General features: G+C 30.5%; 14 protein-coding genes. 10 read left to right on the forward strand and 4 right to left on the reverse strand.

Features of this window, described 5'->3' with window-relative positions:
* The first annotated feature begins 61 nt into the window (after positions 1–61).
* The 3 genes from ACWJJT_RS15315 (at position 62) to ACWJJT_RS15325 (ending at position 4266) form a co-directional block, all read left to right on the forward strand.
* Positions 62–1693 (forward strand): YceG family protein, encoded by a 1632-nt coding sequence (locus ACWJJT_RS15315; protein ID WP_462955307.1) that lies wholly within the window; start codon positions 62–64, stop codon positions 1691–1693.
* Positions 1694–1794: 101 nt separating this feature from the next.
* Positions 1795–2895 carry a toxic anion resistance protein gene (locus ACWJJT_RS15320; protein WP_462955308.1) on the forward strand — a complete coding sequence of 367 codons (1101 nt, stop codon included), beginning with the start codon at positions 1795–1797 and terminating at the stop codon, positions 2893–2895.
* Between the two features lie 51 nt (positions 2896–2946).
* Positions 2947–4266 carry a replication-associated recombination protein A gene (locus ACWJJT_RS15325; protein ID WP_462955309.1) on the forward strand — a complete coding sequence of 440 codons (1320 nt, stop codon included), beginning with the start codon at positions 2947–2949 and terminating at the stop codon, positions 4264–4266.
* A gap of 243 nt (positions 4267–4509) precedes the next feature.
* On the opposite strand, the gene ACWJJT_RS15330 is transcribed toward ACWJJT_RS15325, so the two are convergent.
* From ACWJJT_RS15330 to ACWJJT_RS15345, 4 genes are all read right to left on the reverse strand, one after another.
* Positions 4510–4851, reverse strand: coding sequence for a hypothetical protein (locus ACWJJT_RS15330; RefSeq protein WP_165411705.1), 342 nt, complete (start codon positions 4849–4851; stop codon positions 4510–4512).
* Positions 4852–4881: 30 nt separating this feature from the next.
* Positions 4882–5358: a YtxH domain-containing protein gene (locus ACWJJT_RS15335; protein ID WP_462955310.1), complete on the reverse strand. Its 477-nt coding sequence runs from the start codon at positions 5356–5358 to the stop codon at positions 4882–4884.
* A gap of 175 nt (positions 5359–5533) precedes the next feature.
* The gene (locus tag ACWJJT_RS15340) at positions 5534–7141 is read right to left on the reverse strand and encodes a Na/Pi cotransporter family protein (RefSeq protein ID WP_462955311.1); all 1608 of its coding nucleotides are present in this window, start codon (positions 7139–7141) and stop codon (positions 5534–5536) included.
* A 148-nt stretch (positions 7142–7289) separates the two neighbouring features.
* Positions 7290–7823 carry an ECF transporter S component gene (locus tag ACWJJT_RS15345; RefSeq protein WP_462955312.1) on the reverse strand — a complete coding sequence of 178 codons (534 nt, stop codon included), beginning with the start codon at positions 7821–7823 and terminating at the stop codon, positions 7290–7292.
* A gap of 382 nt (positions 7824–8205) precedes the next feature.
* Here ACWJJT_RS15345 and hcp point away from each other — a divergent pair, with 382 nt between their 5' ends.
* The 7 genes from hcp to ACWJJT_RS15380 all read left to right on the forward strand — a co-directional run bounded on the left by hcp (position 8206) and on the right by ACWJJT_RS15380 (position 16083).
* Complete coding sequence (gene hcp, locus ACWJJT_RS15350) at positions 8206–9849, forward strand: hydroxylamine reductase (protein ID WP_462955313.1); 1644 nt, start codon at positions 8206–8208, stop codon at positions 9847–9849.
* A gap of 226 nt (positions 9850–10075) precedes the next feature.
* The gene (locus ACWJJT_RS15355) at positions 10076–10912 is read left to right on the forward strand and encodes a PRD domain-containing protein (RefSeq protein WP_462955314.1); all 837 of its coding nucleotides are present in this window, start codon (positions 10076–10078) and stop codon (positions 10910–10912) included.
* Between the two features lie 305 nt (positions 10913–11217).
* Positions 11218–11709: a PTS sugar transporter subunit IIA gene (locus ACWJJT_RS15360; protein ID WP_462955315.1), complete on the forward strand. Its 492-nt coding sequence runs from the start codon at positions 11218–11220 to the stop codon at positions 11707–11709.
* Positions 11710–11721: 12 nt separating this feature from the next.
* Positions 11722–11985, forward strand: coding sequence for an HPr family phosphocarrier protein (locus ACWJJT_RS15365; RefSeq protein ID WP_216302004.1), 264 nt, complete (start codon positions 11722–11724; stop codon positions 11983–11985).
* A 12-nt stretch (positions 11986–11997) separates the two neighbouring features.
* The gene (ptsP, locus tag ACWJJT_RS15370; protein WP_462955316.1) at positions 11998–13707 is read left to right on the forward strand and encodes a phosphoenolpyruvate--protein phosphotransferase; all 1710 of its coding nucleotides are present in this window, start codon (positions 11998–12000) and stop codon (positions 13705–13707) included.
* Positions 13708–13893: 186 nt separating this feature from the next.
* Positions 13894–15099 carry a DNA polymerase Y family protein gene (locus ACWJJT_RS15375; RefSeq protein WP_462955317.1) on the forward strand — a complete coding sequence of 402 codons (1206 nt, stop codon included), beginning with the start codon at positions 13894–13896 and terminating at the stop codon, positions 15097–15099.
* A 120-nt stretch (positions 15100–15219) separates the two neighbouring features.
* On the forward strand, positions 15220–16083 hold the full coding sequence (locus tag ACWJJT_RS15380; RefSeq protein WP_462955318.1) for a DUF6414 family protein: 864 nt from the start codon (positions 15220–15222) through the stop codon (positions 16081–16083).
* The last annotated feature ends 23 nt before the right edge of the window (positions 16084–16106 follow it).

The raw sequence follows: 16106 nt of genomic DNA on the forward strand, positions 1-16106 counted from the left end.
ATAAATTATATTTACGAGAAAATATAATTGAAAAGGTAAGGTGAATATGGAGAATAATAGTTTGAATAATTTGGAGATCCAAAGTGTTAATCTAGACATTAATGAGGATATCGTAAATAGTTTAAAAACAGAGATTTATAAAAGAAGCAAATTTGAACATAATTCTAATGTTGTTACTATTCCCAATTATTTTTATAGGTTTATAGGTATAAAAAACAATGAAAAAGATTACTATGAAAATTTACATAGTTTAGACAGTGAATTAAAGAAAATAGGGTCATGTTACATACGGTTTGGTGAGGGGTTAGATAAAGACATTAGCATAAGACTTCAAAATGTATTAAATGACATTTGGATAAAAGTATTCAAAAGAGAAGTTCTAGATGTATCTTTAATTATAAATTTAATAAGTGATAATGGACTTTTTCCGAATTTATCTAATAAAGTTTTGCTCAGACAAATTAAAAATAATTTAAAGGGACTAATAGAATATTATATTAAGAGCAATGGAATAATTGATAATCATAAAATTAAAGTTATTATCAATTATGTGATTCACTGGATAAATATTTATTCTAAAGAGTTATTCGAAAAGTTTAATTATATGGAAATTAATCCTAAGGTAGTCTTTTATGGAGAAATTTCAAGAGAAGAAGTTTTTTATTTAATATTATTATCAACCTTGGGTTGCGATATTTTATACTTTAATCCGAAAAACGCTGGAGCTTTTCATGAAATTGATAAATATAATGCTTTTTCAAATGAAATTGTTTATAATTGTAACTATGAAATAAAACCGTTCCCTACTAATATTGAGGATAGAATTAAGACCACTGCATACAATGCTAAAGAAGAGCTCAATAAGACATTGTATACGGATGATTCTGGGTTTTATAGACCGTGGCAGTTTTCAGATTATAATGTAGAGGCAGTAACCCTTAATACTACATATGAGGAAATATATATTTGGATTAAGGAAAAGGCATGCATAAGGGAAGGCTTTAAGGTTAAAGACTCAACTGTAGTCGTGCCCAATATGTTCTCAAAAATTTGTGGTACTCATGAAAATATTGATATTTACTGGAAGGAAATTAATGAGGTATCAACTGGGAAATTTACTAAGTTTTACAATGAACTACCTATAATGGATGTAGTACATTTGGAATATGGAAAATTCAATAAAATATACCCGAGTAATGTTTTTTCAGAGTTTAATGTTTCTGAAATGCTTAATTCATCTTGGTGGAAATACAAGGAGCTTAGGTCTGGACTTCAAAAAACTATGGCAGAGAAAATTAAAGACTTATGCCTTAATCCTGTAATAATAAACGTTGAACAGGAAGATTTAAGAGATTTGCAAGTGGATATTTTCTCAGTGTTAATAAATTTAGATACAACATTACTTGAATTACTGCAAGCATATGATTACCCAGAAGAAGTTCCTAAAATTGTAGTTTATAATAATGAAGAAAATGGGAACTTATCTTTCGAAGATTGTATAATGCTTGCTTTTATGAATTCTATGGGAATAGATATAATTATATATAACCCTTCAGGGTATAACGATATAGAAAATTTTATATTTCCTGAGCAATATGACATTCATAGATTAGAAAATGTAAGTTTTAAGTTGCACTTTAAAAAACATGTTGAGAAGAAAAAAGGTTTTTTTGAAAATTTGTTCCGCAGTTAATATTTTGATAGTTGAAAGTTGATTTTTATGCTATAGCACAAAAATCTTAAAAATAAGTTAGAAAAACATAGGCGCACGAGATATTAGGAGGAGAGAAAAACATGGAAAAGAATAATCAAATACTTAAAATTGAAGATGAAAACATTGAAGATAAGGCTATAGAGCAAAAAGCAATAAGCATAAGTCGGCAGCTTAAAGTCTCACCACAAGTGATACAAATTGCAGCCAATATAAATATTAAAGATGCAAATGCAATATTAGAATTTGGAAATGAACCGGCTCAGCAAATATCGAAATTTGCCGATCAAATATTAAATTCTATTAAAAGCAGTAGTGTTGAAGACTCGGGTGTTATGATAAAGGAACTTACAAGCATAATGAAGAAATTCGATAAGCAAGATTTTGAGGAAAATAAAACTGGTTTCCTTGCAAAGCTATTTAGTAAACCAGGTAAGGCAATTGACAAAATGATGGGTAAGTATAAAACCATCGGAGGAGAAATAGACAAAATTTACACGGCGCTTAGTGGTTATAAGGCGGAAATAAATAGTTCTAACTTATCACTTGAAAACTTATATAATCAGAATTTTGAGTATTATGGAGAATTAGAAAAATACATTGCAGCAGGAAATATGGTTGTTGAAAAAAATGAAAATGGAGATATTCCTAGACTTGAGGCGTTAGCTGCGAGTGGTGAACAAATAAATATGATAAATTACGAGAATGCTAAAGCCACTGTTGAAATGTTAAAACAGAGAATTTATGATTTGGAAATGGCTAAGATGGTATCATTACAAACTGCCCCTCAAATTAAAATGATTCAAAGAGGAAATTATAAGTTGATATCTAAAGTTCATTCTGCTTTTATAATAACTATACCTGTATTCAAAAATGGAATAATTCAAGCTATTGCTTTAAAAAAGCAAAAGCTAGTATCAGATTCTTTAGCAGAACTTGACAGAACTACTAATGAATTATTAATGAAAAATGCCGAAAATATAAGAAGTCAAAGTGTTGACATAGCGAAACTCGCTGGAGGAACAAGTGTGAAAATAGAAACTCTAGAGAAAACTTGGAATACTATTATGCAAGGGATAGAGGAAACAAAGAACATTGAAGATGAAAATAAAAAATTAAGAGAAGCCGGAATAGTTAAATTACATGATATGACAGAAAAACTAAAACAAAAATCTTTGAGCTAATTAATTATAATAGAGCAGAATAAACTAAACGAAAGATTTAAAGGTGATTATATGGATCTATTTGAATTACAAGCACAAAAGAACTTACAAAAAGAAGCACCGCTCGCTGAGAGATTAAAACCTGAAAAATTAGAAGACTATGTAGGACAAGAGCATATTTTAAGCAAGGGAAAGCTTTTGAACCGAGCTATAAAAGCAGATAAGATAACTTCGTTACTACTTTATGGTCCACCAGGTACAGGTAAAACTAGCTTGGCTAAAGTTATTGCAAATACAACGAAATCTAATTTTGTTAGACTTAATGCTGTAACAGATGGGCTAAAAGAATTAAGAGAAGTGGTAGCTGACGCTAACAATAATTTAGGCATGTATAATACTAAAACTATATTATTTATAGATGAAATTCATAGATTTAATAAAGCTCAACAGGATGCATTGCTACCTTTTGTAGAAAAAGGCACAATAGTTTTAATTGGAGCAACTACGGAAAATCCGTATTTTGAAGTTAATAATGCATTAATATCTAGATCTATGCTATTTAAATTAGAACCATTAAGGAAAAAACATATTGAAAAAATTATTGCACGTGCGCTTGTTGATAAAGAAGTAGGATTTGGGAACACCAATATTTGTATGGAGAGTGAAGCCATAAGTTATCTTGCAGATATGGCAAATGGCGATGCAAGACGTGCACTTAATGCTTTGGAATTATCAGTACTCACTACGGATAGAGATGAAGATGGTAAAATAAAAATAACACTTGCAGTTACTCAGGAATGTCTCCAAAAAAAGCATATAAAATATGATAAGAATAGAGACGAGCATTATGATGTAATTTCTGCGTTTATTAAAAGTATGCGAGGATCGGACCCTGATGCTACAGTACATTACCTTGCTAGGATGATATACGCTGGGGAGGATCCCAAGTTTATTGCCAGGAGAATTGTAATAGCTGCATCCGAGGATGTGGGAAATGCTGATCCTATTGCGCTACTCGTAGCAAATAATGCAGCACAATCGGTTCAGTTTATAGGCATGCCAGAAGCAAGAATTATTTTAGCACAGGCTGCAATTTATATAGCATCAGCTCCTAAAAGTAATGCATCTTATATAGCTATAAATAATGCACTTAAAGATGTAGAAGAACAAAACATAGGGGAAATACCTGTACATTTAAGGGAGCGAAGTTATAGTGGTGCAAAGAAACTAGGACATGGAGTAGGATATTTGTACCCGCATGATTATGAGGGGAATTATGTAGCGCAGCAATATTTGCCTGATGAGCTAATTGGCAAAGTATATTATGAAGCCCTTGACAATGGATATGAGAAAAAAATTAAAGAACGGCTTAAGGCACATTTAAACAAATGAAGCAGATAACATAAACTTAGGTTTATGTTATCTGCTTCATTTGTTTGAATGCGCAAAAAAAAGTATATATTACGTATAATGCATTGAAGCGAGCTTTGAACTTCTTGTTTTATTTTTAATTAAGATGCGTTAAGAAAAACATATGTTTGAGCGACAGTGAGTTTATGTTTTTTAGCAGATTAACTAAAAATAAAATTATTAGTTCTTAGCGAAGTGAACGCATTAATAGTAATATATACTTTTTTATTTTTTATTTGAAAATATTTTTTTTATAATAGTTAAAATATCTACTATATATACTAAATATTTTTCAAAATATTCTGTTGTACCAATGGCAGAGGCAGTTGTTTGAACTACTACTTCAGTAACATCTTTTATGTTGTCTGTTACCTCATATAAGTTTTTAAATGTTTTTGGTAAAACAGACAATATTTCATCAATATTATCTTCATTTTTTTCGATAATTGAATTTACACTTGATATAGTTTTAATAAGTTTTAATAACCCTATTATAAGTATAATTAAAATGACTATACCAAGAAAAAGCAATAAGCCTTGTCCCAATTTAAAAAAGTTTATATACATTAATAGCACCACTATTCTATAAGATTTTGATTATTTTTTTGTTTCAGTTTCAACTATAACAGGTTGTCCTACAACGGTATCTAGATCTTCATTGTCAGTTATAGTCATATCATCTTTTGTTTCAGAAATTACTTTTGAAGTCTTTTTTTCGTTTAAATATTGTGAAACTTTAACTTTAGCATCTGTTACACTATCTTTGGCATCTGAGACTTTACTGTTAAGAGATTCTTTAAGGGCAGCACTTTTTTGTTTAATTTTAACTTTAGCATCTGTTACACTATCTTTAGCATCAGAAACTTTATTATCAATGTTCCCCTTAAGCTCCTTTGATGAACGAGCAATATCTCCTCTAGTTTCCTTTCCTGATTTTGGCGAAAAAAGTAAGCCACCTAATAATCCACTAAGACTTCCAGCTGCGGTACCAATAAGTATTTTTTTCGCAGTTTTAATTCTTAATTTTCTTTCTTTTTCTTTTTTTTGTTTTTTATACCAATTTGAAAATATCATAAATGTTTCCTCCTCTAAATATAAAAACATTATATGGTTGTATATTATACAATATGTAGACTTTTGTCAATAGATATAGGAAATGTAAAAAACCATACTGACAAGTACAAATTAAAATAAAAAAGATTAGGACTTAGTATTATACTAGGTCCTAATCTTTTTTGTTTTAATTTGATTAATTAGAGCTTACAACCATTTGTGCAATATTATTTGAATGGTCTCCAACTCTTTCAAGATTGGTTAATAGCTCTAGATACACAGAGCTTCCAGCAGGAGTGCATTCAAGGCGACTTAACCTAGATATATGCTCCTTTTTAAGCTGTCTTTCCATGGTATCTATCTTTTTTTCTACGTTCATTGCTTTGCGAGCAGATTCTAAGTCGGAATTTTCTAAAGCGGATATTGCGTTATCAACACAGTATTTTACAGTTTCAAACATATATGTAACATCAGATAGTGATTTTTCTGAAAAAATGAGTTTATTAACCATTCTGCTTTTAGCAAGCTCACCTAAGTTGTCAGCATGATCTCCAATTCTCTCTATATCATTTACAACATTGTAAAGAGAAGTAATAATTTCAGATTGATGTTCGGATAGAGATGTGTTTGAAAGCGACACCATATAACTAGTTATTTCTCTCTCAAGATAGTTAATTGTAACCTCATGATCAATAACTGAGTTCATCATTTTTTCATCACAATTAAGGAAAGCTTGCATAGCATTAGAAAGATTTGCCGAGGCTAATTGACCCATTCTAGTAACTTCTTTAATAAGTTGTCCAACTGCGATAGAAGGAGTTTCGAGTAGTCTTCGATCTAAGTATTCGAGTACTAGAGCAGTTGATTTTTCATCCTCACCAGGTACTAATTTATTAACAATTTTAACTAAAGCATTTATAAACCAAACTTGTATAAATACATTTGATACATTAAATAATGTATGAGCATTTGCAATTTGTCTTTGGACATCTCCACCAAACATAGGAACAATTTTTAATACTAACTTGAAAGCTAGCATAAATATTACTGTGCCTGTAAAGTTAAAAATCAAATGTAACAGTGCAGCTCTTTTAGCATTTTTAGTAGTGCCTATACTTGCAAGTAGTGCGGTAGCACAGGTTCCAATATTATCCCCAAAAAGTATAGGAAGTGCAATAGCAAGCGTTATACTGCTATTTGAAGCAAGTGCCATTAATATTCCAATAGTAGCACTACTACTTTGAATTGTTGCTGTCATACAAAGACCAACAATAACTCCCATGAATGGGTGCTTTCCTAAAACTAAAATAAGATTCTTGAAGCTATCTAGTTCACTTAAAGGACTCATAGCAGTTTCCATCATTGACATACCAACAAATAATATACCGAAACCCAAAACAATCTCGCCAATGTCTTTAGTTTTCTTATTCTTGCAAAATAGAACTAAAGCAGCACCTATTGCAAGAATAAAGGGTGCGACATCTGTAAGTTTAAAGGCTATAAGTTGAGCAGTCATTGTAGTACCAACATTTGCTCCCATAATAACCCCAGCAGCTTGGAATAAATTCATAAGCCCTGCATTTACAAAGCCAATAGTCATTACTGTAGTAGCACTACTGCTTTGAATAATTGCAGTGACTCCTGCACCAACGAGTACAGCAAAAAACCTATTGCTAGTTAGAACCTCTAGCATTTTTTTTAGCTTTTCTCCAGCAGCCTTCTGGAGACCATCGCCCATTAGCTTCATTCCGTATACAAATAGTCCTAAACCACCTAAAAGTTGAAAAATCATTTTATAATCCATATTTTAATAACACTCCTCTAAATAGAATATTCCGATGAAATTTTATCACAACAATGTTAAGTTAGTGTTAAGTTTCGATAATTTATGTTATTTTTTAAAAAATATTGTACATTATTTCAACAAATATTGCAAAATGTTAAAGAAATCTCTATAAGATTCTTCTTTTTGTTAAAATTTCAATTAGTATTAATGCAAAAGCTCCTCCGATGAGTGCAGTTATAAGCTGAGGTGACCCCATAGTAATAACTAGTTTATTAACTATTTTTGGAGGTATATTTAGATTGAATAAGGGGATAAGTTTTGATGCGGAAATTGATAGAAATATATATTTCATAAAAGCCCCAATTATAACTCCTAAATGTTCACCATATTTTCCACGTTTATTTAAAATTACAAAACTAAGAACAAATATTATGTTACCAATAATTATAAAGGGGAGGAAGGGTCCTAAAACGCTGGCAAGTTGTCCAGTTAACCAGGCGAGTAGTGGAGTTAAAGAACCTACTAATACCCCGTAAACACCTCCACAAATTGCAGCTGTAAGTATAAGGATAGCATTAACAGCTGGTCCAACAAAAAATTGACTTATTCCAGGTAAAGTCTTTCCTACTACTTGAAAAACTATAGCTAGAGCAAGAAAAAGACTTGCTTTTACCAGGTTATTTACATTTCTATTTTTCATTTTATTCACTCCTAAATAGTTTTTTAAATACTAATTATACCATAATAATAGATAAATACTGATATTAATGGTATCAGCAATAAGTGCATACTAATAGTAAGCAGTGGAGAATATCATATTTGGTAAATAATAATAAAGAACAGTGAGAAAATATTAATGCTGTAACATTTGTTACCGACTTTCAATCTGTGCGCAACTATAATAAAGGTAGTTCAACAATAAAGGATAGATTACTTATGTTGATGTTAATTATTAAAATACTAAATTTTTATATGGAAGATAATTAGTGCATTCAAATAAATACCAAGTTAATATGTGGCTATTTATTTGAATGCGACATTATAAAACTATTATCTATCCGAAAAAACAGGAGGAATTTACAATGAGTATGTTTTGTTATCAATGTCAAGAAACTTCAAAGGGCACAGGATGCACATCACGAGGAGTTTGTGGTAAAACAGAGGATTTAGCTAATATGCAGGATTTATTAATATATGTTTTAAAAGGAATATCAATTTATAGCACAAGAGCAAGGGAACTAGGGGTAGAAAATCAAGAAGTAAATAAATTTGTAGTAAATGGATTATTCATGACTATAACAAATGCAAATTTTGATAAAGTTAAATTTATTGAAACAATAACAAAAGCATTAGAATTACGTGAAGTAATTAAGGCAGAACTCGTAAATGCCGGTGGAGTAATAGATGATAAACTACCTGAATGTGCAATATGGACAGGTACTTCTGAAGAATTTGAGAGTAAATCTATGAATGTAGGAGTTCTTAAAACAGAAAATGAAGATGTAAGATCTTTAAGAGAACTTGTAACTTATGGTATCAAAGGAATGGCAGCTTATGCTGACCATGCATTTAACTTAGGGTATGGAAGCAATGACCTACATGCATTTATGCAAAAAGGACTTGCACAAACTACTAATGATAACTTATCTGTTGATGAATTAGTTGCATTGGTACTTGAGTGTGGTAAATATGGAGTAGATGCTATGGCACTACTTGATGGAGCTAATACAACTACTTACGGAAATCCAGAAATTACAAAGGTTAATATAGGAACTCGAAATAACCCAGGAATATTAATTAGTGGACATGATTTAAAGGATATGGAAGAATTATTAAAACAAACAGTAGGTACAGGAGTAGATGTATATACTCATAGTGAAATGTTACCAGCAAACTACTATCCAGCTTTTAAAAAATATGATCAACTTGTAGGTAACTACGGAAATGCGTGGTGGAAACAAAATTCAGAGTTTGAAAGCTTTAATGGACCAATACTAATGACAACAAACTGTATTACTCCTCCAAAGGATTCTTATAAAGAGCGAGTTTATACTACTGGAGCATCTGGATTTCCTTCCGTGAACCATATAGCTGATAGGAAAGATGGAACTGCAAAAGATTTTTCAGCTATAATTGAGCATGCAAAAAAATGTAGTGCACCAATTGAAATTGAAAGAGGAGAAATAGTTGGAGGATTTGCTCACAATCAAGTAATAGCATTAGCTGATAAAGTTGTAGAGGCTGTTAAAACAGGAGCAATTAAAAGATTCTTTGTAATGGCTGGTTGTGATGGAAGAATGAAAGGCCGCGAATACTATACTGATTTTGCAAAAGAATTACCAACAGATACAGTTATTTTAACTGCAGGTTGTGCAAAATACAGATACAATAAATTAGAACTTGGAGATATTGGTGGAATTCCTAGAGTCCTAGATGCAGGACAATGTAATGATTCATATTCATTAGTTGTTATTGCAATGAAGCTACAAGAAGTATTTGGACTCGATGATATCAATGAATTACCAATAACATATAATATTGCATGGTATGAGCAAAAAGCTGTAATAGTGTTATTAGCATTACTTCACCTAGGCGTTAAAAATATTCACTTAGGACCAACATTACCAGCATTTTTATCCCCAAATGTTGTCAATGTATTAGTAGAGAACTTTGGAATAGCTGGAATTTCTAGCGTAGAAGAAGATATAAAAATGTTTATGGCTTAAGAATTTGAACAAGCATCCTAAAAAGGGTGCTTGTACTTATTTAATGACATTGCATAATAAGTTTACATTAATTTAAGAATTAAGAGCAAAATAATAATGATTAATCCTTAAATTAAGTGAAATCCGACAATTTAAGTGGCTATATTTAAATTCTCGAGAATATATTTAAAAAAACCCTTGAATAATTCCAAAATGTATTTTAAACTATAGAAGAGGTAATGTTAACATGAATATTGATTATAAGGTATTAAAATCTCTTAGTAGTAATGTTGTTGTTTCAGAGAAAGACGATAATGTATATGTTCTTTTTGGTAAAGGTATAGGATTTGGTAAAAAACCTGGTGAGCTTATAGCTAAAGGGAGTGCCATAGACCAGAAATTTATTAAAATAGATGATAGTGAAAAAGCTAACTATGTGGAAATCGTTCAAAATGTAGAAGGTAAAATATTGGCAGTAGCAGAAGAAATAATTTCTTTTGCGGAAGATAGGTTACAAGAAAAATTAAATTCACATATACATGTTGGTCTAAGTGACCATATTAGTTTTGCAATTAAAAGAGTGGAACTTGGAATTAATATTGTTAATCCATTTCTAAATGAAATACAAACATTATATCCTAATGAATATAGCATAGCAGAAAAAGGAACAAAATTTATCAAAGAAAAATTAAATGTGGCTTTACCAGAAAGTGAAATCGGTTTTATTACTCTTCATATATATTCCGCAAGAGTTAACGAGGAAGTGTCTCAAAGCCTTAAGTATACCAGAATCGTTAAAGAAGTAATGGAATATATTCAAGGATTACTTGGAATAAAAACTAGTGAGAAATCAATGGAATATGGGAGATTAGTATCTCATTTAAGGTATGCTTTAGATAGAATAGATAATGATAAGGTTCTAAAAAATGTAATGCTAGGATCTGTTAAAGCTCAGATGAGTGAAGACTTTGAAATTTCTAAGAAAGTATGTGAATTTATATCAGAAAAACTTTCAAAAGGAGTTTGTGAAGATGAAGCTTCATATATTTGTATGCATATACATAGATTAAAGCAATCAAATTAAAAAACAAAGTTTATAATATTAGGTGTGTTACTGATTAGATCAGGCATGAGCCATATAAAATGCTAATGAGCATCTTATTAGTTTATGTCTTTTTTTAGAACGTTTTAAAAAGAATGTATAAAGATACTAAAGTAGATAAAGCTACTTTAGTGGATTTTAAAATGTATTTGAAATTCGAAAGACTGCATAAACTAATGTTTATATAATTATTTAAGATTTAAAGTGAAATCTCATAATAAAGAAACTTTAGGTAGATAATAATTAATAATTCCTATCTACCTTAGAGAAAGGCGAGGATGATAAAAATGTTTAGTTTTTTAAAAAAGAGCAAAGAAGCAAAGAGTATGATTTTAAAATCTCCAGTTGTGGGAAGATGTTTTGACATATCAGAAATACCTGATGAAGTTTTTTCATCTAAAATGTTAGGTAATGGGATAGGATTTGAATCTACAGAAGGAGTATTATATTCACCAGTTGATGGTGAGATTCTTCAAGTATTCCCTACAAAACATGCCTTTATTTTAAAGAGCAAAGAAGGTATAGAGATATTACTTCACATAGGTATTGATACTGTAGAGATGAAGGGTGAGGGCTTTGAAGCTTTTGCGCAAAAAGGACAACAAGTTAAGGCTGGAGATAAATTATTAACTTTTAATAATGAATTAATAAAAGCTAAAGCTAAAACTAATTTAAGTGTACTGGTTCTTACAGATAATGAAATAATGGAATCTGTAGAATTTAAGTTAGGGACTGTAGATAAAAATGATGAAGTTATAACAATAAAAATAAAAAAATAGGGAGCGTATATTATGATGGAAAAAAAAGCAATAGTTAAAAGTGAAAGTGGAATACATGCAAGACCGGCATTATCAGTAGTTAAAGAGGCTTCTAAGTTTAAATCAGAAGTTCTTATAGTAAAAGAGGGCAATGAGTATAATGCAAAAAGTATAGTAGCTATAATGTGTATGGCAGCTGTTAAAGATGATGAAATAACAATAAAAACTACTGGTGATGATGAAGAAGCCGCTGCAGTAGCTATGGTAAAACTTATAGAAGAAGGACTTGGAAAATAGGAGGAATAAGCTATGTTAAAGGCAATAGGTGCATCACTTGGAATAGCTATAGGCAAAGCATTAGTTATTAGAGAAGAAGTCTTAGAGATAAAGGAAAGTAAGGTAATAGATTCAGAGGTTGAGCTAGCTAGGTTTAATGATGCCTTGCAAGAAGCAATTACTGAACTTGAAAAAATAGTTAAAAATGTTAAAGAAAAGCTAGGTAGTGAGAAGTCAGAAATATTCGAAGCACATTTATGTATGCTTGAGGATCCAGAATTCATAGGATCTATTCAAAAGAAAATAGCAAACGATAAATTCAATGCTGAATACTCATTACAAACTGTAGCAGCGCAAACAGCAGCTATTTTTGAAAATATGGATAATGAATATATGACTGAGAGAGCAGCAGACATTAGAGATGTAAGCAAAAGAGTGTTAAATGTGCTAATGGGTATAAAAGTAGCTTCTATTTCAGAAATTAAAGAAGAGTGCATACTAATAGCAAAGGATCTCACTCCGTCAGATACAGCACAAATTGATAAAGCTAAAGTTTTGGCATTTGTAACTGAAATAGGTGGGAAAACTGCACATACCTCAATTATTGCACGTTCTTTAGAGTTACCAGCAGTCGTAGGTGCAGGCAATGGCATAAGTGAAATTAAAGATGGCGATTTAATTATTGTAGATGGAGAAGAAGGTATAGTTATAATTAATCCTGATGAAGCGACTTTAAACGATTATAAAGAACTCCGAAAAGAATTCATTGAATCTAAACATCAGCTACTTAAATATGCCACTATGAAATCTACTACAATAGATGGCAAAACAGTTGAATTAGCTGCAAATATAGGATCATCGGAAGATTTAGAATCTGTTTTGAAAAATGGTGCAGAAGCTATAGGATTATTTAGAACAGAATTTTTATATATGTCAAAAGATGCACTTCCAACTGAGGAAGAACAATTTGAAGAATACAAGTCAGTTCTTGAAAAGATGGATGGAAAACCTGTTATTATAAGAACCTTAGATATTGGTGGAGACAAGAAATTGAATTATTTACCTATGGATGAGGAAATGAATCCGTTTTTAGGATATAGAGCTATAAGACTTTGTCTTGATAGAACAGATGTATTTACAACTCAATTAAGAGCTTTAGTAAGGGCGTCTGCATATGGCAAGCTTAAAATCATGTTTCCTATGGTATGCAATCTTCAGGAACTTAGAATGGCTAAAAAAGTACTCGCGCAGTGTAAAAATGAGCTTAAGTCAGAAGGCGTAGTATTTGATGAGAATATTGAAGTGGGTATTATGATAGAAATACCATCAGCTGCAATAATGTCAGATGTATTAGCTAAAGAAGTAGACTTCTTTAGTATAGGTACTAATGATTTAATTCAATATACATTGGCAGTTGATAGAATGAATGAGAAAATATCATATTTATATGATTTTTATCATCCAGCTGTTTTAAGACTTATTAAAATCGTAATAGATAATGGTCACAAGGCAGGAATAAAGGTAAACATGTGTGGTGAAATGGCAGGGGATACAAATCTTATTCCTGTACTACTTGGATTTGGATTAGATGAATTCAGTATGAGTGCCTCTTCAATATTAAGAGCGCGTAAAACTGTTACAGATTCTAACTATGAAGAATGCATAAAGCTATCAGAGCCAGTATTATCATTTGGAGATTCAGATGAAATAAAGGAATATATAAAAGCTAATATTAAGGCATAAGGCTTATATTAGTAAATAAGGCTTATACTAACGTATAAGCAATAAAATCAATCGTTTCACTAAAGCAATCTATTCTGAATAAAGGATAGGTTGCTTTTTTGTACTAAAATTCTATATAATATATTTATGTGAAAAATATTTTAAAGATACATTCATAAATGCCCATTATATAAAGGATGAGATTAGATGATTAAATTAAAAGATAAGCTTATGTTTCATATAGATGTTAATTCAGCATTTCTTTCTTGGAGTGCTATGGATAAACTTAGAAAAGGCTCGGATATTGATTTAAGGGATATAGCATCGGTAATAGGCGGAGACGCGGAGTCTAGAAGGGGAGTAGTACTCGCAAAATCTATGATAGCTAAAAAAAGTGGAATAATAACAGGAGAGAGTTTATTTACTGCAAGAAAGAAGTGTAAAAGCATGATAGTTATATCACCTGACTTTAGGTTATATGAAAGTTGTAGTAGAAGTATGAGAGAAATTTTTGAAGACTATACACCTTATGTGGAGAAGTTTTCTATAGATGAGTGCTTTCTAGATATGACAAGTTATAATACTTCAAAAGAAGCAGCACTCAAGATAGCTTGCGAAATTAAGGACAGAATAAAAAAAGAACTTGGATTTACAGTAAATGTGGGCATATCAAATGTTAAGCTTCTAGCTAAGATGGCATCTGATTTTGAAAAACCTGATAAAGTGCATACGCTATATGAAAATGAAATAGAAAAGAAACTGTGGAATCTTCCAGTTGGTGAGCTTTTCATGGTTGGAAAGAGAACCGTACCTAGGCTTAATAATTTAAACATATTTACTATAGGAGATTTAGCTCAGTATGATGTTGAAATTTTGAAATACCACTTTAAAAGTAGTGGACTTATGATGTGGAAATATGCCAATGGTATAGATAATAGAGAGGTAAAGTCAAATAAACATGAGCTAAAAGGAATAAGCAATTCGACTACATTATCAGAAAATGTTAAAAGCAAAGACGAAGCCTATAAAGTATTATTAGCATTAGTAGAGCATACAGCTTCTAGATTAAGAAATATAAAAAAATGCTGTTACTGTATTTGCATAACTATAAGAAACCATGAATTTATTGATTATTCGCGTAGCACGACTTTAAAAAGTGCTACAGATTCAACGCAGGAAATACTAAAAACAGTAAAAAAACTTTTTGATGAATTATGGAAGGGAGAGCCAATAAGACTACTAGGAGTTTCTCTTAATAATTTAAGTGAGGATAATTTCAAACAAATATCAATTTTTGATATTGGTGATGATTCTGATGAAAAGAAAAGGGCGATAGACAAAACGATAGACAGTATTAGACGCAAATATGGTGAAACTTCAGTTATGAAATCAGTATTTCTAAAAAATAAATAGTTTATTAAGTCGCAAAGAGAACAAACATATATTATACACTGTTGTTCTAAATAATAAAAAAATGATATAGACTAGGTAAGAAGTATTATTTGAGAAAATGTAACGGAGGTATATGTAAATATGGATAATCGAGCACTTATACCATTATACCTTAATGAAAATATGATAAATAATTTATATACAATTGTAATACAGGAATTTGCCGAAATCAAAAGTGAAAGTACGAGAAAACAGTTAACTATTAGTACCAATACACCATTATATGAACTTACTTGTGGTAAAATAAGGCAAGGAGATTTAAATGTTCAACTTCTTAATGAATTCTCGTCGCAGAAAATTGAAGAAAGAGTTTCAATTGTAATAACAATACTGTCAAGAATAAAAAGCATACTAAATGATCAAAGTTTGTTAAAGGTTATAAATAATGATAGTGATGTAAAGAATATGAAGGAATTTGATTTTGTTCAGTTTACTAGTGAATTGTATAAAAATCCAGTTATAGAATATATAGAAGATATGATTAGGGTTATGGAAATGCAATTGGCTTTTTCACCGGAAACTGTGGAAAATGGTGCAGAAAGCCAAGAGCAAAGAGTTAAGAAGCAAGTTTTAAAGGTCTTGAAAGATGATATGGAAAATTGTAAAAGAGAAAAATGTTTAAAATTTATTAGTAGTAATATAGGGACGAGCAATACAAAAGTTGTAGTGCCCTTAGAGATAAAAAATATGGCAGACAATTTAGATTATATTGAAGGTGCTAAAATCACTGTCCTTGGTAAGGTGGTAAGAATTCCAAAGGAAAATGAAATTAATAACTATAGTTTACTAAGTGGCACATACTTTGATTATTTGAATGAAGAGTATTTTAAAGAATTTAAAAATAGATTTCTAAAAGATACAAGTTTAATTAGTGATTATGATAAAAAACAAATAGAAATTACCGGATCTGTAATTGAAATTATACCTATAGCAATGTATATTTAGAATTAAGATTACAGTGAAAATAA

The organism is Clostridium sp. CM041 (assembly GCF_055081035.1).